This window comes from Mycetohabitans endofungorum, assembly GCF_002927045.1.
Classification (GTDB): Bacteria; Pseudomonadota; Gammaproteobacteria; order Burkholderiales; family Burkholderiaceae; genus Mycetohabitans; species Mycetohabitans endofungorum.
The window spans coordinates 35757-60298 of sequence record NZ_PRDW01000009.1 but is presented as its reverse complement, the minus strand read 5'-3'; the positions used below and the strand labels follow the sequence as shown (position 1 = coordinate 60298).

The window sequence follows — 24542 nt, the reverse complement described above, 5'->3', positions numbered from 1 at the left end:
GGCTGTACGCGGGATCCACTCCCCGTTTTTATCGTGCTGCTGATAAGTCAAATTGTTCTGTCGATAAGTGGGTCTGCTTACGCCAAAGATTGGCATAAACACCTTGTCGCCTCAGCAAACTACTATGCGTGCCCGTCTCCACGATCGCACCCTCTTGCATGACTAAAATCAAGTCCGCATGCTGAATGGCAGAAAGCCGGTGTGCAATCACGAGCCGCGTGGTGTGACGATAACGTTCATAGAGATGCTTGAAGATATCGGCCTCGGTGTGGGCATCGAGCGCGGCAGTCGGTTCGTCCAGTAGTAGCAAAGCACTATTGCGCAATAAAGCGCGGGCCAGTCCCACACGTTGCCGCTCACCGCCCGACAATTTGTTGCCTCGCTCGCCAATCGACGTGTCCAGGCCCTGGCTCGCCGCAGCAATGACGGGTGTCAGCGCACAGGAATGGATAACTTGTTCAAGCTCCGAATCGGAGGCTTGCGGGCAGGCAAAGCAGATGTTTTCGCGTATCGAGCGATCCAGCAAATGTGCGTCTTGTGTCACATAGCTGATCGACTGACGCAACTGCGATTCGGAAAACGATTCGATTGGTTGGCCATCGATGAGGATTTGCCCTTCATCGAGCTTATACAGGCGCAATAACAACTTGATGAGCGTGGATTTCCCCCCGCCGCTCGGTCCTACCAGAGCACAGAAGGCACCAGCAGGAATCGAAAAATTCGCATGGCGCAATACTCGTCTACCGCACGGATGGCGAAAGCTGACGTTGCGAAATTCGATTGACGGCGCTTGCTTGAACAGGGGGGAGCCCAAGGGTTCGAAGTGCCATCTGACACGGATGGTGTGCAGCAATTCCGATAGATTGAACAAACCTATTTGGACTTCCCGCACCACATAGCCGAACGTGCTGAGCGGCAAAGTAAATCGCAGCAGGTAACTGTTCAACAGTACGAAATCGCCTATGGTGAGCCGGTGTGCCAGGATATCTTGTCCCGCCAAAGCTGTGAGCGTGGTCAGCCCGATACCGACAATCAGTAATTGAGCGGCGCCAACTATCTCCATCTTGCGCGTGATATGGATACTCGCCCAGGCACGCATTTTTAACACACGGTCGAGCCGGGTTAATTCGCTAGCTTCATTCGAAAACGCTTTGACCGTATCGGCATGCGTTAGCGTATCGACCAGCCGCGTAGAGGCACGATCCGACGCCCGGTTTTTCTTGCGTTGCAGCGCTTCACAGCGCTTCGCCGTCGATACGCTAAAGTAAAGATAGAGGGCTAGAACCCCCAGCAAAACTGCTGCATAAATGAGTCCAAACAACGAGAATACGACAATGCCGACGACCGCGATTTCGACACAAATCGGTGCGAGGCTCCAAAAGAGCCCGATAATCGCATGCATCGCACTGTCTTGTACGCGTGAGAGTTCGCTAACGGAGGCGCCCGTTTGATGAGCACTCAATGCCGCAGCGGGCTGACCGAGCACTCGACTAACGTAATTCAGCGTAATCGTGCGTTTGATACGCTCATTGACCAACACGAACAAATACTGCTCGCAACGGTTCGTCGCTTGTGACAGAAACCACGCGCCGCCGTAAGCTACACAGAGCAGATAGACGCTCACTGCCGAGAGCGCCGCGTCGGACAAACCGTCGATGAGCCACTTGAGCAGCATCGGTGCGATAATGGTCAGTCCGACCGAGCATCCGGTACAGCCGATGGCTGCGATGACCTGAAAACGTGTTTTCCATTCACGCGTCCACAAGCAATGCAGCAAAAAGAAAATTGTTTTGAAAAGACCGTGCTGCATCACGCTTCACTCGCTAGTCATTGCCATCCTTGAACAAACAGTTCGGCGGCATAGAGGTGAAGGAGGCCCATAAAATATTTACTGTGCCCCTTACTGCTATGCTGAATCGCAGCGCGTGTGCGCTTTACATCGACATAGCCCTCTTTGGCCAAAAATCCCTCGAGACAGAGCGCCATCATATGATCCTTGTGGTCACGAATGCCCAACAAATCGATACCTGATGTTTCGCCTTTGTTTCGTCGCCATAGGTTCGGATAACCTGTGGCTTCCGAGACAGACTTTCTCAGAACAATGCGATTATGCGCCCCTTCGAAATGATCGTAACTGGGTATGGACAACGCGAACTCGACCATTGGCTGACAAAGAAACGGATAATGCGTGGGTTGCGTAAATGGATAAGCGGGCGATCGAATGTCGTCGAGCGTCAAAAAAGCCAAAGCTAGCTGATATAGCTGACCGGGTAACCGAAACTTATTTTTCTGGAGAAACGGATGCAAATGGGCTCGTTGATCGAACGATTCGTGCTGTGTTTCTTCAGACAGAAGATCGAGTGTGCTGCCGTTATTTTCAAAAGGATCTGAGGAAAGTAACGATCGGGCCGCGCCCGTTGCCACTTGAATCAAAGGCGCTCTGTGAATGAGTGCCAGGTCCATCGCCACGCGCATTAATCGCTGCCATCGCCATGTAAGTGCCGCATCGGCAAGCGCGCTGAAAGGCGGAGGCGACAAAAAGAGCGAATCCCCTCCATGCCCGCTGATCAACTGAGTATGCTCCCCCTTCTCGAGCTGGTTTGCAAAATATTGATTAAATGCGAGCAGACAATATCGGATATGCGGTTTAGCCACCCGCGGAGCAGACTGAACAGGAGCAAACGATAATACCCTCGTATCCACTTCATGGAGGTGAGCTTGTACGCTTTGTGCAACGTGACGCGCATGTTCCAGCTCGTTGGATGAAGCGACACCGGCATGGTAATAATGCGCGCAAGACAGCGGATGGTCAACAGAGGAGACCGCGCGCATTGCCAGCAACACGGAGCTGGATTCCAGACCCCCGGAGAGTTCCAGCACGGGCCGATCGGCAAATGATACAAACCGGTTAAGATAATTTTTTAAAATGCCGAATGGGGTTTGGGTGCCATCTTCTACTGCGTGCCTGAGGGGATCCCAAACCGTCACGATTTGCGGTTTACCCTCATCGATATAGGAGACGGCGCAGCCTGCCGGAATTTCTTGGATACGATCAAACGGCAGTTCACCATTTTGTACGGTACCCGTGCGTAACCATGTCGAAAAAAAAGTTTTATTCCATGCCGGACGCTCGCCGCATTCTACTAAGGTTTGATGCAGGCACGTGATCGTATCCGAAAAAAGCAAACCGTAACGGCTGGACCATGCCCAATATACAGGCCATTGGTTACTTGGATCGCTGCAGCAGATCAATTTTTTGGCAGTCAGATCAAAGCAGATAAAGAAATATTTACCCCAGAAGCGAGCCATGAGACGCGCAGGACCTACTGTCGCAATTGCCTGCAAGTCGTCTTCCTTAATTTCGCTCTGGTCTAGCTTCGAAAATGCTGAACCATAAAAACAGTAGAAGTACGTGCCAAATTGTCCACATAGGGCACGCGTGTCGGCCCTATCTTGTTGATGCCAAAGTGCACCTGCAATTTGGTTGGATGGGTCACGTATGAACCTCCAATCCCGTTTTTGTGCTAAATAATCCTGCGTCTTCGGATAGGCGATGCCGAGTAGGGTCATAGGGGCAGTGCTAACAGAGGATGGGGGCATTCCAGAATAACGGATAGCTCTTTGCGTCTGAGTGGGCTATCGCCAATCACGACCCCTCCGGCTTCCGACCAGGCGTGCGCGTAAAACGGAAAGGATTGCACGCCGATCACCAATTTCAATGCCAAGCCGGCGCGGGCGCACAGCATAGTCAGCGCGACGGACCACTCCAAACACTTAGTTGGCCGGGGGTAAACCAGGCAGGCCCAATTGAGCGTGTTCACGAAGGGCGCGTAATCATCCGGCCGGCCGACACACAGGCCTGCTTTGGCCTCACGATGAGCTTGATTGCACAACTGCAACAGCCCGGCCAGTCCACGCCGCGCGGCGCATCGGTGCACGGATCTCAGGATGAGCGTGGCTTTGACGATGTTTGTCCAAGCAGGTCGATGCGCAAAGGCATCGTCAGGTAACTTCCACCCATTGGCCGACATCCCACCCGTTTGCGGCGAGGGACTCAACGTGTTCAACTTAGCGTCAACTTCTGGAAACGAGGCGGCGCTAATCCAATTAGCACGCTTTAATTCTTCCAGAATGGCTGAATTCTGAATTGTGCCAGCCTGAGAAAAGCGCTTAACATCCAGACCAAGCTGTGACGCCAACGCCGCAGATTGCCTCTCGGTTAAAACAGCGTACCGATCGCGCACCACATCGAGCAAGATAATCTGTTTAGCGAAACAGGCTCCAAACACATTGGGCATCAAATGATGCGGCATTTTTTGTATGATTGTTCTGTATCGTGACTACAGGGAAACGCTAAGCAAAACCTTAGTATGCTTCACAATACATCTAAGATTTATGCAACTTAGATAACCATTTGAAGCAGTACGGAAAGGTATTTGCTTAGCGTTGTTTTATATCAAGCTATACTTTACGCATCGAAGCGGCCAATGCCCGCTTCTCGGTACGTCCCCCGGCCGCCTAGCGTCGATTCCGAAGCGCACAGTTCCATCAGCGATTCATCATCCAACAGGAAGTCCGACACTTCATGCGTCACGTCTTGTTGCTTATTCATGAGAATCTCCTTGATTCCGTAGTTGAAAGAAAACCGCTATCCGAGTAGGCAAGCGGCTGATCAGCCTATGTCGTTCATAGCCAACATGGGCAGGATCAGTGTAGTAGGAATTACATGAAGCGGCCAACGCCTGCTTCTCGGTATTTTCCCGAACCGCCCAGCGTCGATTCCGAAGCGCACAGTTCCATCAGCGATTCATCATCCAACAGGAAGTCCGACACTTCATGCGTCACGCCTTGTTGCTTATTCATGAGAATCTCCTTGATCCCGTAGTTAAAAGAAAGCCGCTATCCGAGTAGGCAAGCGGCTAATCCTATGTCGTTAAAATCAACATAGGTAGTACTAGTGTAGTAAAGAAATGAGATTTTGCAAGAGGGCGGGTGAAATTTTGTCATTCCCATTGGGATTGTTCATTGGTCTGTGAGGTAAGTGCGAAAAATGAAAGTATTGTTGCGTGTATCGCATCACATCGATACTGCATGCCGCAATGCAGTGAAGGTGCAACACCTTGAAAAGATAGCGTCGGATATTTTTCGGTATCATGGTTCGCTTTTGGTTGCCTCTATGCGCTTGCATTTGCTCTAACTACTCTGCCATTCATGAAGAGGACTTTCCGTCGTTGGCGTGCTGCGATAACTAGCGTTATCGCTGTCGTTCTGATTGTCGCGCTCTCACTACATGTCTTTTCTCGAGACAAGCATCCGCATTACTTGACCGCGAATGTCGAACGCGGCGATCTCGAGAACGCGGTGCTCGCGACGGGCACGCTACAGGCATTCAAGCAGGTTGATGTCGGCGCACAGGTCTCTGGCCAGCTCAAGTCGCTGAAGGTCGAGCTCGGTGACAAGGTCAAGACGGGACAATGGCTCGCGCAGATCGACCCGGTTCTCTTGCAGAACGCGCTGCGTCAGGCGGAAACCAACGAGCAGAACCTCGTTGCGCAGAGACGTGCAACGGCTGCGCAGCTTGTGCAGGTCGAACTCGAATTCCGCCGCCAGCAGCAAATGCTGCGGGATGATGCGACCTCGCGGCGGGATTGCGAAGTGGCGAGAGCGGCGCTCAATGTGCAGCGTGCAAATCTCGCGTCCCTCGACGCGCAGATCCGCTCGGCCCGCATTCAGACCGAGACCGCACGGGCCAACCTCGGCTACACGCGAATCGTCGCGCCGATGGATGGCGAAGTGGTCGCGATTGTTACGCAGGAAGGCCAGACTGTGATCGCGCAGCAGCAGGCACCGGTGATCCTGAAGCTCGCCGACCTTGACACGATGACGGTGAAGGCACAGGTATCGGAAGCTGACGTGATTCGCTTGCACCCAGGCCAGACCGCATACTTCACGATACTCGGCGAACCGGACAAACGCTATTATGGCAAGTTGCGCGCGATCGAGCCCGCGCCGCAGAATTTCCTTGATACGCAACAAAATTCGCTCGGTGGCTCGCCCAAGCTCAATACCGCTGTGTTCTACAACGCGTTGTTCGAAGTGCCGAATCCCGGTCACCGGCTGCGCATCTCGATGACTGCGCAGGTCAGCGTGCTGCTTGGCGTCGCGCGGCAAGTGATCAGTATCCCGGTCTCCGCGCTCGGCGCGAAGGCGCCGGATGGGCGGTACGCAGTGCGCGTGCTCGGCGCCGATGGCAGGATCGTCACGCGCCAAGTCAGCACTGGACTGAACAATAACGTCAAGGTCGAGGTCCGAGACGGACTCAAGACCGGCGAACGCGTCGTGATCGGCGACGCGTCCGACGCTTTCACTAGCTCGGCACCTTGACGATGCCCCGACCGCTACTGCAGCTCATCGACGTCACGCGGCACTTTCCTGCCGGCGACCGGGATGTGGTCGTGCTGAAGGACGTCAACCTGTCGATCGGCGCGGGAGAGATCGTTGCGATCATCGGCGCGTCAGGCTCCGGCAAGTCGACGCTGATGAATATTCTGGGCTGCCTAGATCATCCGAGCGCCGGCAGCTACCGGGTCGATGGCCGCGAGACACGCGAACTCGACGGGGACGAACTTGCACAACTGCGGCGCGAGCGCTTCGGCTTCATTTTCCAGCGCTATCACCTGCTGCCGCACCTGAGCGCGGCGGCGAACGTCGAAATGCCGGCAATCTATGCGGGCAGCGCGCAGACTGCGCGGCGAGCGCGCGCTAAGCATCTGTTAGCACGACTCGGGCTCGCGCAGCGCGCCGAGCACCGCCCGAACCAGCTATCCGGCGGACAGCAGCAGCGCGTCAGCATCGCACGCGCGCTGATGAACGGCGGCGAAGTGATTCTTGCCGATGAGCCGACAGGGGCACTTGATTCAAAGAGTGGTCAGGAGGTGATCCGGCTTCTGCGTGAGCTGAACGCGCTCGGCCATACGGTGATCATCGTCACGCACGATGAGCATGTCGCCGCGCACGCGCGCCGGATCATCGAGATCCGCGACGGCAAGATCGTCGCGGACCGAACGAACACGCCATGCCCGGCGGCCGATGTCGGCGTTTCGGCCGCGGACACGGTCGCCACCGACGCTGCATTGGCCGCATCCGCCTGCGCCGACACATCGTTTGCTGTTATCGACCACGCAGCTGCACAGGCAAACGCACCAGTCGCATGCGGCACACCCGTTTCCGCGGTGGACACGCGGGCTGCCACGCCTGCACTACGTGCGCGCCTCTGGCCGGCGAGCGCTGGACGCTTTGCCGAGGCATTTCGGATGGCATGGCTCGCGCTCATGTCGCATCGGCTGCGCACGGGTCTGACGATGCTCGGTATTATCATTGGTATCACGTCGGTTGTATCAATTGTCGCGATTGGCGAAGGCGCGAAGCGCTACATACTTGATGAGATCGCCAGCATTGGCACAAGCACGATCAGCATCTTCCCGGGCCGCGACTGGGGTGACAACCAGGCGAGCATGATTGAAACGCTCGTGCCCGTTGACGTGGCCGCACTCGCCGAGCAGTCCTATCTTGACAGCGTGACACCCGAGACGTCGCGCAGCCTGTTGCTACGCTATCGAAACATCGACATCAACGCGCTTGTGAGCGGTATCGGCGAGCATTACTTCCAGGTACGGGGGATACGCTTCACCCAAGGGATGGGTTTCGGTCCTGACGATGTACGCCGTCAGGCGCAAGTGGTGGTGATCGACCAGAACACACGTCGCAAGTTGTTCGGCGCAAACTCGAATCCACTCGGCGAGGTGGTGCTCATCGGCAACCTGCCGTGTGTGGTGATCGGTGTGACGGCGGACAAGAAGAGCGCGTTCGGTGAGATGAAGAACCTCAACGTATGGGTGCCCTACACGACAGCGAGCGGCCGGCTGTTTGGTCAGCGCCATTTTGACAGCATCACGGTGCGGGTACGCGATGGACAGCCGAGCACGGCAGCCGAGAACAATCTTGTGAAGCTGATGACGCAGCGCCACGGCCGCAAGGACTTTTTCACCTACAACGTGGATAACGTGGTTAAAACGGCTGAAAAGACCGGCCAAATGCTGACACTGTTGCTGTCGCTGATCGCGGTGATCTCACTCGTGGTCGGCGGGATTGGCGTGATGAATATCATGCTCGTGTCGGTGATCGAGCGAACGCGCGAAATCGGCATCCGGATGGCCGTCGGCGCACGGCAGAGCGATATCATGCAGCAGTTCCTTATCGAAGCGGTCGTGGTATGCCTGATGGGCGGTGCAATTGGCATCGTGTTGTCGTTTGGCACGAGTTTTATCTTCCCGCTATTTGTCGCCCAATGGAAAATGGTGTTTTCTGCCGCCTCCATTGTCACCGCGTTCTTGTGTTCGACGCTGATCGGCATCATTTTCGGTTTCATGCCCGCTCGCAACGCTGCACGGCTCGATCCGATCGATGCGCTCGCGCGCGATTGAGGTGACGCCATCATGATCCGCATTGCGACCGTTTTCCACCGCCTGCTCGCGCTCGCCTGCGCCGCCGCGTTGCTTGCGGGTTGCACGAACGCGCGCCGCCAGCCGTTGCCTACAGTAGGCCTGCCTGCCCATTGGACAGCGTACGACGCGAGCGGCGCGACAGCGCAGACGCATCCCTGCGCTGTCTCCAGCCCATCTGAGCCTTGCGCAGCAGCGCCTATTCCGGCCGACTGGTGGCGCAGCTTCGGTGACCCGGTGCTCGATCGGCTGATTGCCGACGCGCTTGCCGTGAATAACGATCTCGCCGCCGCTGCGATCCGCGTCTATCGTGCACAGCTGCGGGCCAATCTTGTCGCGACCAACCTGACGCCCACCGTGACGCTCGGCGGCAACGGCCGCGTATCGCGCACGCTTGATTCGCACCAAACATTACGCGCGAGCAGCGTATCCGGCTCACTCAACTACGAACTCGACCTGTGGGGCAAGCTCGCCGCGCAGCGCGATGCGGCGCGTTGGGAAGCCGACGCGACACAGGCCGACCGCGACGCAGCACGGCTCTCATTGATCGGCACGACGGCCGCGTTGTACTGGCAGATCGGCTATCTGAACCAGCAGATCGCGCTTGGCAATGCAAACATCGCGTATGCGCGGCGCACGCTCGCGCTGGTGCGGGCGCGTCATGCGGCCGGCGCGGTCTCCGGGCTCGATGTCGCGCAAGCCGAGCAGAACCTATCCACGCAGCGCGCGATGCAAACACAATGGATTCAGCAGCGTACCGAGAACCGTCACGCGCTTGCGATCCTGCTTGACCGTCCGCCGCAAGCGCGGGCCGCCGAACCCGCTGCGCTGCCAGACCGGCCGTTGCCGGCAGTGCCAGCGGGCTTGCCTGCTGACCTGCTCGCGCGGCGTCCAGACCTGCGCGCGGCGGAATTCCGATTGCGCGGTTTGCTCGCGAACGTTGATATCACGCGCACCCAATTCTACCCGTCGCTCACGCTGACCAGTTCGGTTGGCACATCAAGTATGAGCCTTGAGCGTGCGCTGTCGAATCCCATCGCCACGCTCGGCCTCGGGCTCGCGCTGCCGTTCATTCAGTGGAACACGATGCAGCTGCAGATCAAGGTATCGCAGACACAATATGAGGAAGCCGTCGTCAACTTCCGCCAGCAGCTGTACACGGCGCTCAGCGAGGTCGAGAACGCGCTGTCCGCACGCGTGCAGCTCGAACAAGAAAGCGAACAGCGCACGCTGTCGCTCGCTCAGGCGCAGCGTGCAGAAGCGCTTGCGCGGGCCCGCTTCGTCGCCGGCGCGACCGGCGTACAGCCGTGGCTCGATCAACAGCAGCGGTTGCGCGACGCGCAGAGCGCCGATGCACTGAACCGCTTGAATCGGCTTAACAACCGAATGACTTTATATAAGGCGCTGGGCGGCGGTGATCATTGATTGAATTTTCATTCTTTCAGAGCCACGTACACTCGAGATTATCCACCGGCATTCGTCGGCTTGCCGCCATCGTTCGAGGACAACGCGTTCCCCCTTGGCTAAATTACCTTGGCTGACTCTATATCCGATTTCTTCCCAAATTGCTGGTTGATCGAACATTTGGACGAGTCCGGTCTCTGTGCCTTTGGGCTGATCATGGTAGATACTAAAACCCAGAGCATGGGCGGTAACAAGCACCCAAGATCGATGACGTGCATTTTGAAGGCGGCGCTGGCGAGGGGCGTGGCTGTCGATATGCCGACCGAGCGGACGTTCGATGCGCGTCGATCAAGGTGATGCATTCTATGCGCTCGATTTATCAAACTCGCACGGCTTTCGCTCGAACTGGGGCGAAAAGGTATACGTTAAAGCGGACCCGGGCGCTTGTATGGTGCTGAATGCACCGACGGGGAGTTACTTGCTTGCTAATGATCTGCCCAGGCCCGCGGCTATCATCGGTTTGCAGCGAATACTTGCGCTCGGCGAATTAGTGTACGACCGAAGCACCGGTTTTGGGTATTCCCAGCCGGTCGATGCCATGGCACCGAGCCGGCTCATCGCGCCGACGCGCTGCCGCTCTAGCGTCGCATCGCGTGGGCCGCTCCGGTTGCGCTTGGGATCACCCCGCGTCCGTAGCCATCTCCGCAAGACGCTGGGTGCGCAGTCGGCGGTACAGCGTGGAGCGGGAAATACCCAACTCTCGCGCCGCTTCGGTTTGCCGGCCGCGGTGCCGCTTCAGCGCCTGGTCGATCAAATGGTCATTGACGACCACGGGCGGCTTGATGATCGGCACGGCCTCCGGCGGCACCCACTGTTCGAGTTCCAGATCGTGAGCCGTCAGGAGGGTGCCGTCAGTCATCACCAAGGCACGCCGTACTCGGTTGATCAATTCGCGTACGTTTCCTGGCCACGGATAGCGACGCATTGCGACCATGGCCGACGGGGAAAAGCCCTTCACGTGCGGCGCGTCCGACTTGTATCGTTCGAACATACATTGCGCGAGCACTTCGATGTCTTTGCCGCGCGTGCGCAACGCGGGCTGCTCCACGCGCAGCACGCACAGCCGATGATAGAGATCGGCGCGGAAGCGCCCGGCGTTGACGTCTTCCTCCAGGTTCGCGTGCGTGGCTGAAATGACCCGCACGTCGACGTGGATCGTGTCACGCCCGCCCAGACGCTGTATCGTGCGCTCTTGCAGGAAGCGCAATAGGCTGGTCTGGCTCTCCAGCGGCAGATCCGCGATCTCATCGAGGAACAGCGTGCCGTGATTGGCCGTCTCGATCCGGCCAACCTTGCGCGACACCGCTCCGGTGAACGCGCCGCGCGCGTAGCCAAACAACTCGGACTGGACCAGGTGAGGCGGAATCGCCCCACAGTTAATTGCGACGAACGGCCGGTTGGCACGTGGTGAGCGCTCGTGGATCGCGATCGCGGTCAGCTCCTTGCCGGTGCCTGACTCGCCGGAAATGAGCACCGGCGCGTCGGTTCGCGCGATCCTCGGTATCTTGTCGAACAGCTTCAGCATCGCGTCGCAGGTACCGATCATCCGCCCTTCGCGCGAGCGTGACTGGCCCTGGGGCGCGCGTAGCATGAGCATGCCGTATGCGTGGCCAACTGCATCGGCTATGCGCTGCTGCGACGCGGGAAGCGTTACATAATCGAAACAATAGTCGCGAAGCACTGCCCTGACTGCCGTGATACTGAGCTGCCGCGGCTCGACTAGGCCGATCCAGGCCACGTCCGATGCCGCCTGGCAGACCGCCAGCGCATCAAGCAATTCGGTGTCGGGCACCGTGCTCAGGTCGAGGATCCCGCCTGCCTGATCGACATGCTGCAGCGCGTGCCTGACGGCATGCCCATCGTCGACGACCGACACGAGCCAGCTGCGTCGGGACAATTGTTGTTGCAGTTCCTGGGACGGCTTGCGTGTCCAGTAGACGAGTCTTCGAGAAATGGTGAATTGACTGCCGTTAGATAGCGACATGACTGCCCCATATCGATGCATTGTTTTCGTTATATGGACAATCACATCCGCGGCATAACGCGAAAGTGATAGATCTTGTCAAATCGTCGGTTGGCATGTCGCAATCGAGCCGCAGCAACAGCGAATAGTTATCGGACAGGCCAGTCTATTGACCCCTGCCGTCTCTGCCGGCTTTGGATGTCCGGCACTTTCAGACTATAGCGAGGCTCTCCTGTCGGGACTGGCGCGCATGCGAAAGAGGAGCGAGAAAAACGCAACAATTTGGCACTAGTGGTGTCGGAAGCGATTGGGTGAGTGGCTGAAAAGATCATATCGAGCGAGAGCGTGGTCAGGTTTCCGTCATACGGGCAACAACAAATGCTGGCCGCATGCGCGGCTCCGGCGTGGTCGTTACTTCAGCGTCTGCAACGCGTTGCGCACCGTGTCAAAGACTTGCGTGACTTGTTGTTCGGAGATGATCAGCGGTGGCGAGAACGCGAGCGTATCCCCGGTATAGCGGATCAACACACCAAGCTCGAAACACTTGGCGAACGCTTCGTAGGCGCGTGCACCGAATGCGCCGTCGCGCGATTTCAGCTCCACACCACCGACCAACCCCAGGTTGCGCACATCCTTCACGTACGGCGCATCGTGCAGCGCGTGGATCGCATTCTCGAAGAAAGGCGCGATCTTTGCCGCCCGCTCAAACAATCCCTCGCGCTGATATAGGTCCTGCGTCGCGACTGCCGCCGCCGCCGCAATCGGATGAGCCGAATACGTATAGCCATGAAACAGCTCGATGGCGCCCGGCGCGCCGGCGTTCACGATCGTGTCGTAAATCTTCCTGTCCGCCGCTACCGCGCCCATCGGCGCGGCGGCGTTATTGATCGCCTTGGCCATCGTGATCAGGTCTGGCTTGACGCCGAAGAACTCAGCGGCCGTCGCGCGGCCGAGCCGCCCAAAAGCAGTGATGACCTCGTCGAAGATCAGCAAAATGCCGTGTTTGGAACAGATCTCCCGCAGCCGCTGCAGGTAGCCCTTTGGCGGAATCAGCACGCCGGTCGAGCCGGCCACCGGCTCGACGATCACGGCTGCGATCGTGGACGCGTCGTGCAGAGCGACCAGCTGCTCGAGTTCGTCGGCCAGATGCGCGCCATGTTCGGGCTGTCCGCGAGAAAACGCGTTCCTTGCCGGATCGTGCGTGTGCGGCAGATGGTCGACCGCGGGCAGCAGCGCACCGGAGAATGCCTTGCGGTTGGCGACGATGCCGCCTACCGAGATGCCGCCGAAACCGACTCCGTGGTAGCCGCGCTCGCGGCCGATCAGCCGGGTACGCTGCCCGTCGCCGCGCGCCCGGTGGTAGGCGAGCGCAATCTTCAGCGCGGTATCGACTGACTCCGACCCCGAGTTGGTGAAGAAGATGCGGTCCAGCCCATCCGGCATGATGTGGGCCACCTTGGCTGCCGCTTGGAAAGCGAGCGGATGGCCCATTTGAAATGGCGGCGCATAGTCGAGCGTGTCGGCCGATTGCTGTATTGCAGAGACGATCTCCTCGCGCGCGTGGCCTGCATTCACGCACCACAGGCCGGCCACGCCATCGAGTACCTCGCGGCCATCGCTGGTCGTGTAGTACACGCCCTTGGCCGACGTCAGCAGGCGCGGCGCGGCCTTGAACTGGCGATTGGCGGTGAACGGCATCCAGAAGTTCGACAGGTCGCTGACAGTATCGGATGAAGTCATGGTCGCTCCTTGAGTAGTTATCTAACTCTATCGCCGTCCACTTGCCGACGGACAGATACAGTTTGCCAACTGCGCTGCTAACTGTATTGTTTATCACCCAAACTGTGTTGGACCACACCGCGTCGGCGCGCAATTGCCGTCGGTGCACAAGCTGGCTCGCGCACCGGCGCGCTGCGCGGGCCGGCAATGCGCTGCAGTGGGATGCAGCACTACGATGTCAAACCGGACCTGATAACGATGGCAAAGAGTCTAGGCGCTGGCATGCCGCTGTCCAGCATGGTCGGCCGGGCCGTGCTGACGGATGCCGCGGAGCCCGGCGGACTAGGCGGCATCTACGCGGACCATTCGCTCGCCTGCACGGCGGCGCATGCGGTGCTCGAGGTGATCGTCGAAGAGAACCTGAGCACACGGGCCGACACGCTGGGGCGGCAACTGAAGAAGCGACTCGAGCATGGCCTGTTGCTGCTCGTATGCAGCGTACATGGTAATGTAATTCGCTTCCTTTTCCCGCTGACGATCGAGCCGGCAGTGCTGGACGAGGGGCTGGACATACTGGAACACGCGCTGACGCACGGCGCCGTCGCGCAAGCATAGGAACAAGAGCATGGGATCGAACAATCAGGCGTTATCGTTGAAAGATTCGTCGCTGCTGCGCGATCTAGCCTACGTCAGCGGGGCATGGGTCGGCGCGGATGAGGGGCGCACGTTCGATGTGATCGATCCGGCGACGGGCTGCACGCTAGCGGCCGTTCCGGCGATGGGCGCGGCCGAGACGCGTCGCGCGATCGACGCAGCACAGCTTGCACAACGCGCGTGGCGGGCGAAGACGGGTAAAGAGCGTGCCGCGGTAATGCGTCGCTGGCACGATTTGATGCTGGCCAATGCGCACGACCTGGCCATGATCATGACGGCCGAGCAGGGCAAGCCGCTTGCCGAGGCAAAAGGCGAGATCGGCTATGCGGCATCGTTCCTCGAGTGGTTTGCGGAAGAAGCCAAGCGGGTGAATGGCGACACGTTGGCGAGCCCCGCCGGCGACAAGCGGCTCGTCGTGCTGAAGGAGCCGGTAGGCGTATGTGCGGCGATCACACCTTGGAATTTTCCGGCGGCGATGATCACGCGCAAGGTGGGCCCCGCGTTGGCGGCCGGCTGTGCGATCGTGCTCAAGCCGGCGGAAGCCACGCCGCTGTCGGCGCTCGCGCTGGCAGCCTTGGCCGAGCGCGCTGGCGTGCCGGCGGGTGTGTTCAGCGTGGTCATGGGCGATCCGAAGACGATCGGCGCGGAAATGACGTCCAATCCGGTCGTGCGCAAGCTGTCGTTCACGGGCTCGACACCGGTCGGGCGGCTGCTCGCGGCCCAGTGTGCGCCGACGATCAAGAAGCTGTCACTGGAGCTGGGCGGCAATGCGCCGTTCATCGTGTTCGACGATGCGGATCTGGACGCAGCCGTGGAGGGCGCGGTCGCCTCGAAGTACCGCAATGCCGGCCAGACCTGCGTGTGCACGAACCGCTTCTACGTGCACGACTCGGTGTACGACGCATTCTCGCGCAAGCTTGCCGATGCGGTCAGCCGGCTCAAGGTGGGCAACGGGTTCGACGCGGGGGTTACGCAGGGACCGTTGATCAACCAGGCTGCGGTGGACAAGGTCGAGTCGCACATCGCCGACGCGCTCTCCCACGGCGCACGCGTGCTCTGCGGCGGCAAGCGGCATGTGTTGGGTGGCACTTTCTTCGAGCCGACGGTATTGGCCGGCGTGACCCAGGCAATGCGCATCGCGCGTGAGGAAACGTTCGGACCAGTCGCGCCGCTGTTCCGGTTCAGTACCGATGATGAAGTGATCTGTCTGGCCAACGAGACAGAATTTGGGCTGGCTGCGTACTTCTACAGTCGGGATCTGGGGCGCGTGTGGCGCGTGGCGGAAGCGCTCGAGTATGGCATGGTGGGAATCAACACGGGCTTGATATCGAATGAGATCGGCCCGTTCGGCGGTGTGAAGCAGTCAGGACTGGGGCGCGAGGGGTCCAAGTACGGGATCGACGAGTATCTCGAGATCAAGTACCTGTGCATCGGCGGAGTTTGATTCGTTCTGGTCGGGTGCGCCGCTCGGAAGAGCGGTGTGCTGGTCCGCGCCAGGTGGCCAGTGTCAACCCGGATAGGCATCGTCCACCTTCGCATATTTGAGCAGTTGCAGGCGACTGGCCAGATCGCCCGGCTGCCTTCGCATCGATTCGGCCAGCCGCAGCAGTTCGCTGGCGGCGTCCCGCGCCATTTCGAGTTCCATCTGCTGCTTCTCGCCCCATTTGCTCGGCTCGATCAGCTTGGCCATCATCTCGGCGAACTTCAACTCGTCTTGTTGATTGGTTTTGCGTTGTTGTTCCATGGTGCTCTCTGCGCCTGGCAGTGTTGTCGTCCCTGCGCCGCAGTCTGTCTGCGGTGCCGCAGGTTTTTTCGGTACACTGTCACCGGTAGGCCGATTGCACAGATTGTGCAATCGGCCTACCGGTGACAACTGTGCGCCACCGCGCTTGTCGGCGTGGCGCTTGAACCTGTGTTTCGACCTGCCATGTCCGAGAAGTACGACGTCCGCCCCGGCCAATCCATCGAATTGCTCAAGGAACTCCATATCCTGACGCGTGAGGGCAAGCTTAACCAGGACAGCCGGCGCAAGCTCAAGCAGGTCTACCACCTGTACCAATTCATCGAACCACTGCTCGCTGAGTTGAAGCAACAGGGCGGCGACGTGACGCTAGTCGATCACGGTGCCGGCAAGTCGTACCTCGGTTTTATTCTGTACGATCTGTTCTTCAAGAACCTGAGCGACGGCTCGCGCCTGTACGGTATCGAGGCGCGCGACGAGCTGGTGACCCAATCCGTTGACCTGGCCGCCCGGCTTGGGTTTTCTGGTATGTCGTTCCTAAAATTATCCGTAGCGGAATCGATCTCATCGGACAAACTACCGTCAGCGGTGGACATCGTCACGGCGCTGCATGCTTGCAATACTGCGACCGACGATGCGATCCGCTTTGCTCTAGCCAAGCAGGCCCGCTATATCGTGCTGGTGCCGTGCTGCCAGGCGGAGGTGGCGGCCGTGTTGAGGCGCAACAAGGCGAAGGCGCTCGGACGCACTGCGCTGAGCGAGCTATGGCGTCATCCGCTGCACACGCGCGAATTCGGCAGCCAGTTGACCAACGTGCTGCGCTGCCTGCAGTTGGAGGCGCATGGATATCACGTTAGCGTGACCGAACTGGTCGGCTGGGAACACTCGCTGAAAAACGAACTCATCATTGCCACTTACAAAAATCTGCCACGTCGCAAGCCGTCCGAGCGGCTGACGGCGATGTTGGCCGAACTGGGGCTGGAAGAACTCGCGCAACGTTTCTTCATCCCGGCGCTGGCCCGCGAGAGCGAGCAGCGGATCGCCAATCCGGCATGATCAATGACGTTCGTCGTCCGTTTCCAGCAGGCGGCGCCAGCCCGCGTGACCGAGTGCGCGCATCGTTTGCTCGTTGCGTTCGTAGATTTGCGCCGCATCCGCAAATGCGTCAACGGCCCGCGTCACGCTGGCTTCCCGCAGCAGATGCAGGATCGGATACGGCGCGCGGTTCGTATAGTTCTCGATGTCGTGTTCACCGGTGCCGGCGAATTGGAACAGTGGATGAAAGCTCGCGATCTGCACGATGCCTTCCAGCGCGCGCCGACGCAAAAGCTTGTCCGCACGTGGCAGGAAGTCGTTGAACGCGTAGAAGTCGGCAAATGCGTCCGGCAATATCAGCAACGTCGTATCGATCAATTGCGGATCCGCGTCGACCAGCGTCTGCAGTTCGACATCGAGCGCGGCCAGCACGTCGGCGGCGGTGCAGGCGTCGCTGACCGTGTAGCGGATCTGCCGCTTGACATGGACGGACTTCGCGAAAGGGCACAGATTCAGGCCAATAACGGCCCGTTCGAGCCATTGCACCGTGGCGCCGACGACGGCGGCGCGACCCTTGTGTTCATCGTGCATCGACATCGGAGGGCGCGATGGCCGCGTCGATCAATTGGGCGGCCAGGGTCGGCGTCGAGTCGATCACGTCGCAGCGCGGATTGAAGGTCTGGCTGGCGGTGTAGACGCCCTCAACGAGCAACGCAAGCGACGCGCCGAGCCGTGCGGGCTCGCGTGCGCCGGCCTGGCGCGCCGGATGCTCGCGGTCTGAAAACTCGCACGATACATTGACAAACGGACAACCTCGGTAGTCGGGTCGGCGCGCGCGCGGCCAGATCTTCAAAAAACTGCTTCAATTGGCGTGCCGGCTGCCCGGGATGTTGCGCGGTACTGCGTTCGAATCGTTGCCAATACTCTGCGTCCATCCGGTTCAGGTACGCGACCACGAGCTGGTCTTTCGACGCGAACTGGCGGTACAGGCTCATCTTGTTGACGCCCGCCTGCTCGACGACTGCGTCGATACCCACCGCACGTATACCTTGAGCGTAGAACAGCCGCACCGCCGCGTCGAGCAACTGTTGCTGCGCATCGGTGCCTGCTGTTGGCGCGCGCCGAGGCTTGCCGGTGGACTGCGTCCGTCCATGTGTGGAGGGTTGATTGCTGCGACTCATGACTCATTCCTGCACTGCACCGATACGAGATGCCCAGCAGCACGATACTGTTTCTTAATATGTTACCGCTCAGTCACTAAGATCGCAACTCTACGTTACTGGTCGGTAACATAGAGTTGCGATCGAACCAAGGGGACAGGCACAGACAGCGACAGAGGCTTTGCCTGCGGCGCCGCTTCGTGCTAAAAACCTGTCCCTTCTCGAGTTGGTGGTGTCAGCCGCGAGTTCGCAGCCGGCCGTCCCAGGAGCATCGAATGAACTATTGCGCAATCGATTTTGGCACGTCCAATTCTGCCGTCGCGCTGCCGGCACGGGACGCCGCGCCGCATGGGGTCCGGCTGGCCCCGGTCGAGGGCGACTATGCGACCCTGCCCACGGCCGTGTTCTTCAATCTGGACGAGGACATTCGTGTGTTCGGCCGGGCTGCGATCGAATCCTATATCGATGGCTATGACGGACGGCTGATGCGCTCGATGAAGAGCATTCTGGGCTCGCCGCTGGCCGAGCAGAGCACTGAATTGGGGGATGGCACTGCGGTGCGTTATCTGGACGTGATCGCGCTGTTCCTACATCATCTAAAGCGGTGTGCGGAGGCCGCGGCGGGCCGGCCAGTGGAGCGGGCGGTGTTGGGCCGTCCCGTATTCTTCGTCGACGACGATCCCCGGGCCGATCGTCTGGCGCAGGACCAGTTGAAAACAGTCGCCCATGCCGTGGGTTTTCGGCACATCGAGTTCCAATTCGAGCCGATTGCCGCAGCGTTCGATTACGAGTCGCGGCTCGATTCCGAGAAACTGGTGCTGGTCGCCGATATCGGCGGCGGTACATCCGACTTTTCGCTAGTGCGGGTCGGGCCGGACCGGGCGCGAAGGCTCGAACGGCAAGCAGACGTGCTTGGCCATCATGGCGTGCACGTGGCCGGCACCGATTTTGATCGGCGCGTGGAACTGGTGGCGATCATGCGTGAGTTGGGCTATCAATCACTGGACGAACAGGGACGCGAGGTGCCGAACCGAATTTACTTCGACCTCGCGACCTGGCACCTGATCAACACCGTTTATGCACCCAAGCGGGTGGGCGAGTTGCGGCTGACCAAGTACGTTTATGCGCAGCCCCGCTACCATGACCGGTTGATGCGCGTCATCGATGCGCGGCTCGGACATGCGCTGGCTGGGCTGGCTGAGCGCGCGAAGATCGACGTGGCCGTGGGCGGTGACGCGACGCTCGACTTGTCCCAGGCCGAGCCCGAGTTGGCGGTGGCTTTTTCCGAGCCGGAACTGCTGGAGGCGGCGCAGGACGAGATCTGCCGGATCGCGAACGCGGCGCGCGACACGCTACGTCAGGCCGGCGTGCAGGCCGCCGATTTGGGGGCGGTGTACTTCACCGGGGGCTCGACCGGGTTGCGCTGCGTGACCGGGGCGATCGGCGACGCGTTTCCTCGGGCGGAAAAGGTCTTCGGTGATCGTCTGGCCAGCGTCGCCACCGGACTGGGGATCCACGCGCAGCGTCTGTTTGATTGACGCGTACGCCGGATGAAAAAATCGCGCTCGCCTAAAAGACGCAACCCCACGCTCCGAAGAAGGTGGGGTTCGTCAGCAGTCTGCCCGCGTAGAGCGGGGGCATTGGCGCGTCGCGCCAGGCGGGAAGGACTTACGCTGCGCGAATATTCGCCGCTTGTTTGCCCTTCGGGCCCGTCTTCACTTCGTACGTGACTCTTTGGTTTTCCTGAAGGCTCTTAAAGCCATCCATGCGAATTTCGGAGAAATGCGCAAACAGGTCTTCACCACCGTTGTCCGGCGTAATGAAGCCAAAACCTTTGGCGTCGTTGAACCACTTGACGGTTCCGGTTTCCATAAAACGAATCCTTAAAAATGAATAAGGGCCGAGGCCCGATAGCGCACGAAAATCAAGGAAGGGTGAGAGGAACAACCGAAGTACCGTCGTGGGAGACTACAGATGGATAACCACCAACACTCGCCGCTTGAAATCCTGCAAACATAGTTATATTGCGAAAATCAGACCCGGTCAATGCTTTTGTCGCAAACTCAGTAGTTTCCCCGATGCGCTCCAACCGGAGTCGCTTCGGGTCTCGACCTTTTCGCCGTTTTTCCGTAACGGCCTACACCGTCATTGAAATTGGCGTAGAACTCGCTTTCTACGCCAAGTCTGGCGCTTTGTGTTAATCATTTGTCATTTGTTTAATGCCCCACGCATAGGTTAATTCCACGCTCGTCGGGTCGCCCCGTGTTTCGTCGATTCGCAACTGATCAGCCAGTTGAAAGGTGCCACCGTTAAACTTCGCGCCGGTTGCAACCGACGCGTGATGCGTATTCACGAGACGTGCCAGCCGGAAACGGCACAGCGGTAAGGTGCGCTCATGTTCCTAGGAGATGTTGTGGATAGTTCGATCAAGCGAAACATCAGCCCATTCGCGCTGATGTTGACCGGCTTGGGCTCAATCATCGGGTCGGGCTGGCTCTTCGGGGCCTGGAAGGCGGCAAAAATTGCAGGGCCTGCGGCAATCATTGCCTGGGTGCTTGGCGCGGTGGTGATCCTTGCGATCGCGCTGACCTATGCGGAACTCGGTGCGATGTTCCCCGAGTCGGGCGGCATGGTCCGCTATGCCCGCTACTCCCATGGCTCGTTGGTCGGCTTCATCAGCGCGTGGGCTAACTGGATCGCGATCGTCTCCGTGATACCGATCGAGGCAGAGGCATCGATCCAATATATGAGCTCATGGCCTTATGATTGGGCTCATGCGCTGTTCGTGCACGGCGAGCTGACCTTACCCGGGCTCCTGCTGTCGGCTGTGCTCGTGGTCGTGTACTTCCTGTTGAACTATTGGGGCGTGAAGCTGTTCGCGCACGCGAATTCGGCAATCACGATCTTCAAGTTCCTGATTCCGGGCGCCACCATTCTGGGCCTCGTGCTGACCGGCTTTCATACGGATAACTTCGCGACTGGTGCGACTGGGCAGTTCGCGCCTTATGGCTGGTCGGCGGTGCTGACCGCGGTGGCCACCAGCGGCATTGTCTTCGCTTTCAATGGGTTCCAGAGTCCGGTGAACCTGGCGGGCGAGGCGCGCAATCCGGACCGTAGCGTGCCGTTTGCCGTCGTCGGCTCAATCCTGATCGCGCTGGTTATCTATGTGCTGCTGCAGATCGCATATATTGGCGCCATCAAGCCGGCGGACATCATCAAGGGCTGGGACAAGCTGAACTTCAGTTCACCGTTTGCCGAGCTTGCGCTCGTGCTGAACCTGAATTGGCTCGCGATGCTGCTGTACGTTGATGCGTTTGTGAGCCCCAGCGGCACCGGTACTACCTACATGGCGACGACGACCCGGATGATTTACGCGATGGAGCGCAACAACACATTGCCCAAGATTTTCAGCAGCGTGCATCCGCTCTATGGGGTGCCGCGGCCCGCGATGTGGTTCAACCTAATCGTCTCGTTCATCTTCCTGTTCTTTTTCCGTGGCTGGAGTTCGCTAGCTGCGGTCATCTCGGTGGCCACGGTGATCTCGTACTTGACGGGGCCAATCAGCCTAATGGCGCTGCGCCGCACCAGCGGGGACATCGCGCGGCCGCTGCGCATCCCCGGCATGGGCTTGATAGCGCCGTTTGCGTTTGTCTGCGCGTCGCTGATCCTGTATTGGGCAAAATGGCCGCTGACCGGCGAGATCATCCTGCTGATGGTCGTCGCGCTGCCGGTCTTCTTCTACTACCAAGCTAAGGCGGGCTGGAAAGGATTCTCTAAGGACTGGTGCTCAGCCTGGTGGATGGTCACCTACCTGCCGGTGATGGCAGTGCTGTCGTACATCGGCAGCAAGCCGTTCGGCGGGCTTGGCTATATCCCTTATGGCTGGGACATGGCGCTCGTCGCGGTGACCTCACTCGGGTTCTATCAGTGGGGTGTGTCTAGCGGCTGGCGCACCGCGTATCTGGACGAGCGGGAACAGCGCGAGGAAATCCTGGAAGGCGTCGGTATTTGAGCGTGGGGGCATCGGTATCGGCGTGCCGTCGCGTGCATCGGCGCGGATTGACACCGATGCACGCGGGCCGGCTCACGACGCCGCACGCGTTACGCCGGCGGCAGGTGTGATAACGTTGCCGCCGCAATCAGCGCGGCCGCCAGCAGCGCCGACTCGGCTAACAGTGTCCTGCCAAGATGGGCGGCTGTGACTGAATAGCGCGGCGACAACCTATTGCTTTCCCCTCCATGGGCGTGTTGCGCATCGCGCAGCCGCGGCAACCATACAGCACGGTTCAGTGTCCTGAGCAATACGACTGCCGCCACGATGACGAGCTTGGCGCCAAGCCATCGGCCATAGTATGTGCCGGCCAGCGGGGCGGGCGCGTTGGCGCAGATCCATACGACGTTGTATAGGCCTGTGAGCGCGACCAACGTCAAGGCGACCGCCGACGCGCGGGAGAGCCGTTCACAAAACGCCAGATGCCGCCCGCCGTCGGCGCGTGTATGCAATGTGAACGTCGGCAACACGAAGGCCGCGATGCTCACGCCGCCAGCCCATGCGGCGCTCGCTCCGACATGCACGCAGTACACGGCCTGCGTGAGGCTGAAGTCTCCCGCACCTGCCGCATGACTGGCTGCGGCCTTGCTTGCCGCGTACAGCGCGAGACCCAGCACCGTGATGCGCATCGGCCAACGGGGCGGGGCGCTGCCCGGCCCGAGTGGCGGACCACCTCGTGCTTGGCCGCCGCGCAGATGCACGCGCGAGGCGGCGAGTGCCACCGCGATACCGGCCGTCCCGGTCAGCCACGCGGCGCCGTAATGCGACTGTCGCAGCATGATGCCCAGCGCGGCGCTCAATGTCGAGCCGCTCATCGTGGCGGCCTGCAGCCACAGGTACACCACCTGGGCGATGGCCAGCGCGCACAACGAAAACCATTGGATGGTCGGCAATCGGATGCCGGGCATGGCTTGCTTGATCGAGCCACGCAGCCGCAGCCGTGCCGCGTCGCGAGACGAAGCGAACACGGTGGCCAGTGTCGCGCCGCACAGTATCGAGCCTGCGGCGATTGCGAACAGCACGTCCTGGATGGCGGCGAGCGCCATCTGCATGATGGACAGGGACGAGGTCATCGGGCCGCGCTCCGGTTGGTGACCACGCGTGTGCGCGGTCGCGCGACGGCGGTGGGCGAGGCATCTTCACGGGTTGCAGCAGTGTCTTCGCGGGCGGCGACGGGAAGTGGGTGCAATGCTGGAATAGTCATCGAGGCTGGAGCGGTTGGCGGGCTGCCCCACCAAGCCACGGCGACTGTCATCGCGGTGTGGGCAGTGGCAGGGCGGGCGGCAGGCGTCGGCGCCGGACCGCGTATGTGGGGAAGATGAGCACCGATTATGCCATGCGTCGCGATGGGGTGACCGTGCGCAAAGCCGCCTCGCGCGACGATGACGCCGTGCGTGCCACGGGCTCACGTCCCGGATGCCGCTGCCCCGTTGCCTATGCGGTGGTGCTACAGCACGTAATGAGTCATTGCCAGCGAGCGTTGATAGGTGCCTTGTGCGTGAATCTCCAGCTTGTAGTCGTCGTCGGCCGCACCCAGTGCGGCAAACACAGGTAGCAGATGCTCGTCGCTCGGATGCATCGATACGGCGTAGGGCGCCTGCTGCCGATAGTCGAGCAAGGCGCCTAGGTCATGCGTGGCCATCCTCGCTTCGAACCATCCGGTGAACTCAGTCACGCGCGGATCTGCATCCTCGGGCCGTGCCGAGAAGTCCGCGGCGCGTAGATTATGCGTGATTTGTCCGGAGCCGACGATCAGCACGCCCTCATCGCGCAGGGGCCTGAGCGCGCGCCCGACCCGATAGTGATGTGCTGGATCGCGGTGCGGCTGAATCGACACCTGCACCACCGGGATATCGGCCGCGGGATATAGCAACAGCAGCGGGACCCACGCGCCGTGATCTAGCCCGCGTACGGCGCCGCTGGCCGCGATGCCGGCTTGCCTCAGCAACTCGATGGCGCGCTGCGCGACGTCCGGTGCGCCGGGCGCATCATACGTCAGCTCGTACAGCGCGCGGGGGAAGCCATAGAAGTCGTGAATGGTCTCCGGCGCCGTCGCGAGGCTGGCGACCGGCTCGGTGCTGGTCCAGTGCGCAGACAACACGAGAATGGCGTGCGGACGTGACCAGCGTGTAGCCAATGCGGCGAACTCGACGCGCGGCATCGACGGGTCGATCGGCAGCGTCGGTGCGCCATGGGACAGGAAGACGGCAGGTAGACGGGGCATCGCAGCGGGCACGCATCTGGCGGGCAAAAC

Annotated in this window: 19 protein-coding genes and 2 pseudogenes; 8 read left to right on the top strand and 13 right to left on the bottom strand. The window is 59.9% G+C overall.

What is annotated here, in order from left to right:
- Window positions 1-28: 28 nt before the first annotated feature.
- The 5 genes from B0O95_RS09930 to B0O95_RS15870 form a co-directional block, all read right to left on the bottom strand.
- The gene (locus tag B0O95_RS09930; protein ID WP_104077775.1) at window positions 29-1810 is read right to left on the bottom strand and encodes an ATP-binding cassette domain-containing protein; all 1782 of its coding nucleotides are present in this window, start codon (window positions 1808-1810) and stop codon (window positions 29-31) included.
- Window positions 1811-1827: 17 nt separating this feature from the next.
- A complete protein-coding gene (locus B0O95_RS09925; RefSeq protein ID WP_104077774.1) occupies window positions 1828-3570 on the bottom strand; it encodes an asparagine synthase-related protein in 1743 nt (580 codons plus the stop codon).
- A complete protein-coding gene (locus tag B0O95_RS15550) occupies window positions 3567-4313 on the bottom strand; it encodes a lasso peptide biosynthesis B2 protein (RefSeq protein ID WP_146064045.1) in 747 nt (248 codons plus the stop codon). Before B0O95_RS15550 ends, B0O95_RS09925 begins: the two co-directional genes overlap by 4 nt.
- 155 nt (window positions 4314-4468) lie before the next feature.
- Window positions 4469-4612: a burhizin family lasso peptide gene (locus tag B0O95_RS15875; protein ID WP_158249480.1), complete on the bottom strand. Its 144-nt coding sequence runs from the start codon at window positions 4610-4612 to the stop codon at window positions 4469-4471.
- Window positions 4613-4722: 110 nt separating this feature from the next.
- On the bottom strand, window positions 4723-4863 hold the full coding sequence (locus B0O95_RS15870) for a burhizin family lasso peptide (RefSeq protein ID WP_158249479.1): 141 nt from the start codon (window positions 4861-4863) through the stop codon (window positions 4723-4725).
- 348 nt (window positions 4864-5211) lie between these two features.
- Here B0O95_RS15870 and macA point away from each other — a divergent pair, with 348 nt between their 5' ends.
- Genes macA through B0O95_RS09905 form a run of 3 tightly spaced genes read left to right on the top strand, consistent with a single transcriptional unit; the run spans window position 5212 to window position 9926 of the window.
- Window positions 5212-6384 (top strand): macrolide transporter subunit MacA, encoded by a 1173-nt coding sequence (gene macA / locus B0O95_RS09915; RefSeq protein ID WP_104077773.1) that lies wholly within the window; start codon window positions 5212-5214, stop codon window positions 6382-6384.
- A gap of 2 nt (window positions 6385-6386) precedes the next feature.
- Window positions 6387-8483 (top strand): MacB family efflux pump subunit, encoded by a 2097-nt coding sequence (locus B0O95_RS09910; RefSeq protein ID WP_104077772.1) that lies wholly within the window; start codon window positions 6387-6389, stop codon window positions 8481-8483.
- 12 nt (window positions 8484-8495) lie between these two features.
- Entirely contained in the window at window positions 8496-9926 is a 1431-nt protein-coding gene (locus B0O95_RS09905) for an efflux transporter outer membrane subunit (protein ID WP_104077771.1), read from the top strand.
- Window positions 9927-10584: 658 nt separating this feature from the next.
- On the opposite strand, the gene B0O95_RS09895 is transcribed toward B0O95_RS09905, so the two are convergent.
- Both B0O95_RS09895 and aptA read right to left on the bottom strand, forming a co-directional pair.
- Window positions 10585-11949, bottom strand: a complete 1365-nt coding sequence (locus tag B0O95_RS09895) for a sigma-54 dependent transcriptional regulator (protein WP_104077769.1) — start codon at window positions 11947-11949, stop codon at window positions 10585-10587.
- A 390-nt stretch (window positions 11950-12339) separates the two neighbouring features.
- Window positions 12340-13668, bottom strand: a complete 1329-nt coding sequence (aptA, locus tag B0O95_RS09890) for an omega-aminotransferase AptA (protein WP_104077768.1) — start codon at window positions 13666-13668, stop codon at window positions 12340-12342.
- A 132-nt stretch (window positions 13669-13800) separates the two neighbouring features.
- Between aptA and B0O95_RS09885 the strand changes: the two are divergent.
- Both B0O95_RS09885 and B0O95_RS09880 read left to right on the top strand, forming a co-directional pair.
- Window positions 13801-14262, top strand: a pseudogene (locus B0O95_RS09885) (aminotransferase class III-fold pyridoxal phosphate-dependent enzyme); the annotation flags it as partial.
- Between the two features lie 10 nt (window positions 14263-14272).
- On the top strand, window positions 14273-15745 hold the full coding sequence (locus B0O95_RS09880) for an NAD-dependent succinate-semialdehyde dehydrogenase (protein ID WP_104077766.1): 1473 nt from the start codon (window positions 14273-14275) through the stop codon (window positions 15743-15745).
- Between the two features lie 63 nt (window positions 15746-15808).
- On the opposite strand, the gene B0O95_RS09875 is transcribed toward B0O95_RS09880, so the two are convergent.
- Window positions 15809-16045: a hypothetical protein gene (locus tag B0O95_RS09875; RefSeq protein WP_104077765.1), complete on the bottom strand. Its 237-nt coding sequence runs from the start codon at window positions 16043-16045 to the stop codon at window positions 15809-15811.
- A gap of 183 nt (window positions 16046-16228) precedes the next feature.
- Between B0O95_RS09875 and B0O95_RS09870 the strand changes: the two genes are divergently transcribed.
- Window positions 16229-17098 (top strand): class I SAM-dependent methyltransferase, encoded by an 870-nt coding sequence (locus B0O95_RS09870; RefSeq protein ID WP_104077764.1) that lies wholly within the window; start codon window positions 16229-16231, stop codon window positions 17096-17098.
- On the opposite strand, the gene B0O95_RS09865 is transcribed toward B0O95_RS09870, so the two are convergent.
- Together B0O95_RS09865 and B0O95_RS09860 are read right to left on the bottom strand one after the other, a co-directional pair.
- A complete protein-coding gene (locus tag B0O95_RS09865) occupies window positions 17099-17674 on the bottom strand; it encodes a DUF1415 domain-containing protein (protein WP_233203282.1) in 576 nt (191 codons plus the stop codon).
- Window positions 17658-18258 (bottom strand): annotated as a pseudogene (locus B0O95_RS09860) (TetR/AcrR family transcriptional regulator). Before B0O95_RS09860 ends, B0O95_RS09865 begins: the two are co-directional and overlap by 17 nt.
- Window positions 18259-18512: 254 nt before the next feature.
- Here B0O95_RS09860 and B0O95_RS09855 point away from each other — a divergent pair.
- The gene (locus tag B0O95_RS09855) at window positions 18513-19775 is read left to right on the top strand and encodes an Hsp70 family protein (RefSeq protein WP_104077762.1); all 1263 of its coding nucleotides are present in this window, start codon (window positions 18513-18515) and stop codon (window positions 19773-19775) included.
- Window positions 19776-19905: 130 nt separating this feature from the next.
- Here B0O95_RS09855 and B0O95_RS09850 read toward each other — a convergent pair whose 3' ends face one another.
- Complete coding sequence (locus tag B0O95_RS09850) at window positions 19906-20109, bottom strand: cold-shock protein (RefSeq protein WP_104077761.1); 204 nt, start codon at window positions 20107-20109, stop codon at window positions 19906-19908.
- 541 nt (window positions 20110-20650) lie between these two features.
- Here B0O95_RS09850 and B0O95_RS09845 point away from each other — a divergent pair.
- Window positions 20651-22249, top strand: coding sequence for an APC family permease (locus tag B0O95_RS09845; protein ID WP_104077760.1), 1599 nt, complete (start codon window positions 20651-20653; stop codon window positions 22247-22249).
- Between the two features lie 89 nt (window positions 22250-22338).
- On the opposite strand, the gene B0O95_RS09840 is transcribed toward B0O95_RS09845, so the two are convergent.
- Together B0O95_RS09840 and B0O95_RS09835 are read right to left on the bottom strand one after the other, a co-directional pair.
- Entirely contained in the window at window positions 22339-23361 is a 1023-nt protein-coding gene (locus B0O95_RS09840; RefSeq protein ID WP_104077759.1) for a CopD family protein, read from the bottom strand.
- Between the two features lie 374 nt (window positions 23362-23735).
- A complete protein-coding gene (locus B0O95_RS09835) occupies window positions 23736-24512 on the bottom strand; it encodes a DODA-type extradiol aromatic ring-opening family dioxygenase (protein WP_104077758.1) in 777 nt (258 codons plus the stop codon).
- Window positions 24513-24542 lie beyond the last annotated feature (30 nt).

Bases quoted from the DNA above. Each gene is read 5' to 3' on its own strand.
- B0O95_RS09930 (WP_104077775.1), bottom strand. From the start codon at position 1,810: ATGCAGCACGGTCTTTTCAAAACAATTTTCTTTTTGCTGCATTGCTTG.
- B0O95_RS09925 (WP_104077774.1), bottom strand. From the start codon at position 3,570: ATGACCCTACTCGGCATCGCCTATCCGAAGACGCAGGATTATTTAGCA.
- B0O95_RS15550 (WP_146064045.1), bottom strand. From the start codon at position 4,313: ATGCCGCATCATTTGATGCCCAATGTGTTTGGAGCCTGTTTCGCTAAA.
- B0O95_RS15875 (WP_158249480.1), bottom strand. From the start codon at position 4,612: ATGAATAAGCAACAAGACGTGACGCATGAAGTGTCGGACTTCCTGTTG.
- B0O95_RS15870 (WP_158249479.1), bottom strand. From the start codon at position 4,863: ATGAATAAGCAACAAGGCGTGACGCATGAAGTGTCGGACTTCCTGTTG.
- macA (WP_104077773.1), top strand. From the start codon at position 5,212: ATGAAGAGGACTTTCCGTCGTTGGCGTGCTGCGATAACTAGCGTTATC.
- B0O95_RS09910 (WP_104077772.1), top strand. From the start codon at position 6,387: ATGCCCCGACCGCTACTGCAGCTCATCGACGTCACGCGGCACTTTCCT.
- B0O95_RS09905 (WP_104077771.1), top strand. From the start codon at position 8,496: ATGATCCGCATTGCGACCGTTTTCCACCGCCTGCTCGCGCTCGCCTGC.
- B0O95_RS09895 (WP_104077769.1), bottom strand. From the start codon at position 11,949: ATGTCGCTATCTAACGGCAGTCAATTCACCATTTCTCGAAGACTCGTC.
- aptA (WP_104077768.1), bottom strand. From the start codon at position 13,668: ATGACTTCATCCGATACTGTCAGCGACCTGTCGAACTTCTGGATGCCG.
- B0O95_RS09880 (WP_104077766.1), top strand. From the start codon at position 14,273: ATGGGATCGAACAATCAGGCGTTATCGTTGAAAGATTCGTCGCTGCTG.
- B0O95_RS09875 (WP_104077765.1), bottom strand. From the start codon at position 16,045: ATGGAACAACAACGCAAAACCAATCAACAAGACGAGTTGAAGTTCGCC.
- B0O95_RS09870 (WP_104077764.1), top strand. From the start codon at position 16,229: ATGTCCGAGAAGTACGACGTCCGCCCCGGCCAATCCATCGAATTGCTC.
- B0O95_RS09865 (WP_233203282.1), bottom strand. From the start codon at position 17,674: ATGTCGATGCACGATGAACACAAGGGTCGCGCCGCCGTCGTCGGCGCC.
- B0O95_RS09855 (WP_104077762.1), top strand. From the start codon at position 18,513: ATGAACTATTGCGCAATCGATTTTGGCACGTCCAATTCTGCCGTCGCG.
- B0O95_RS09850 (WP_104077761.1), bottom strand. From the start codon at position 20,109: ATGGAAACCGGAACCGTCAAGTGGTTCAACGACGCCAAAGGTTTTGGC.
- B0O95_RS09840 (WP_104077759.1), bottom strand. From the start codon at position 23,361: ATGACCTCGTCCCTGTCCATCATGCAGATGGCGCTCGCCGCCATCCAG.
- B0O95_RS09835 (WP_104077758.1), bottom strand. From the start codon at position 24,512: ATGCCCCGTCTACCTGCCGTCTTCCTGTCCCATGGCGCACCGACGCTG.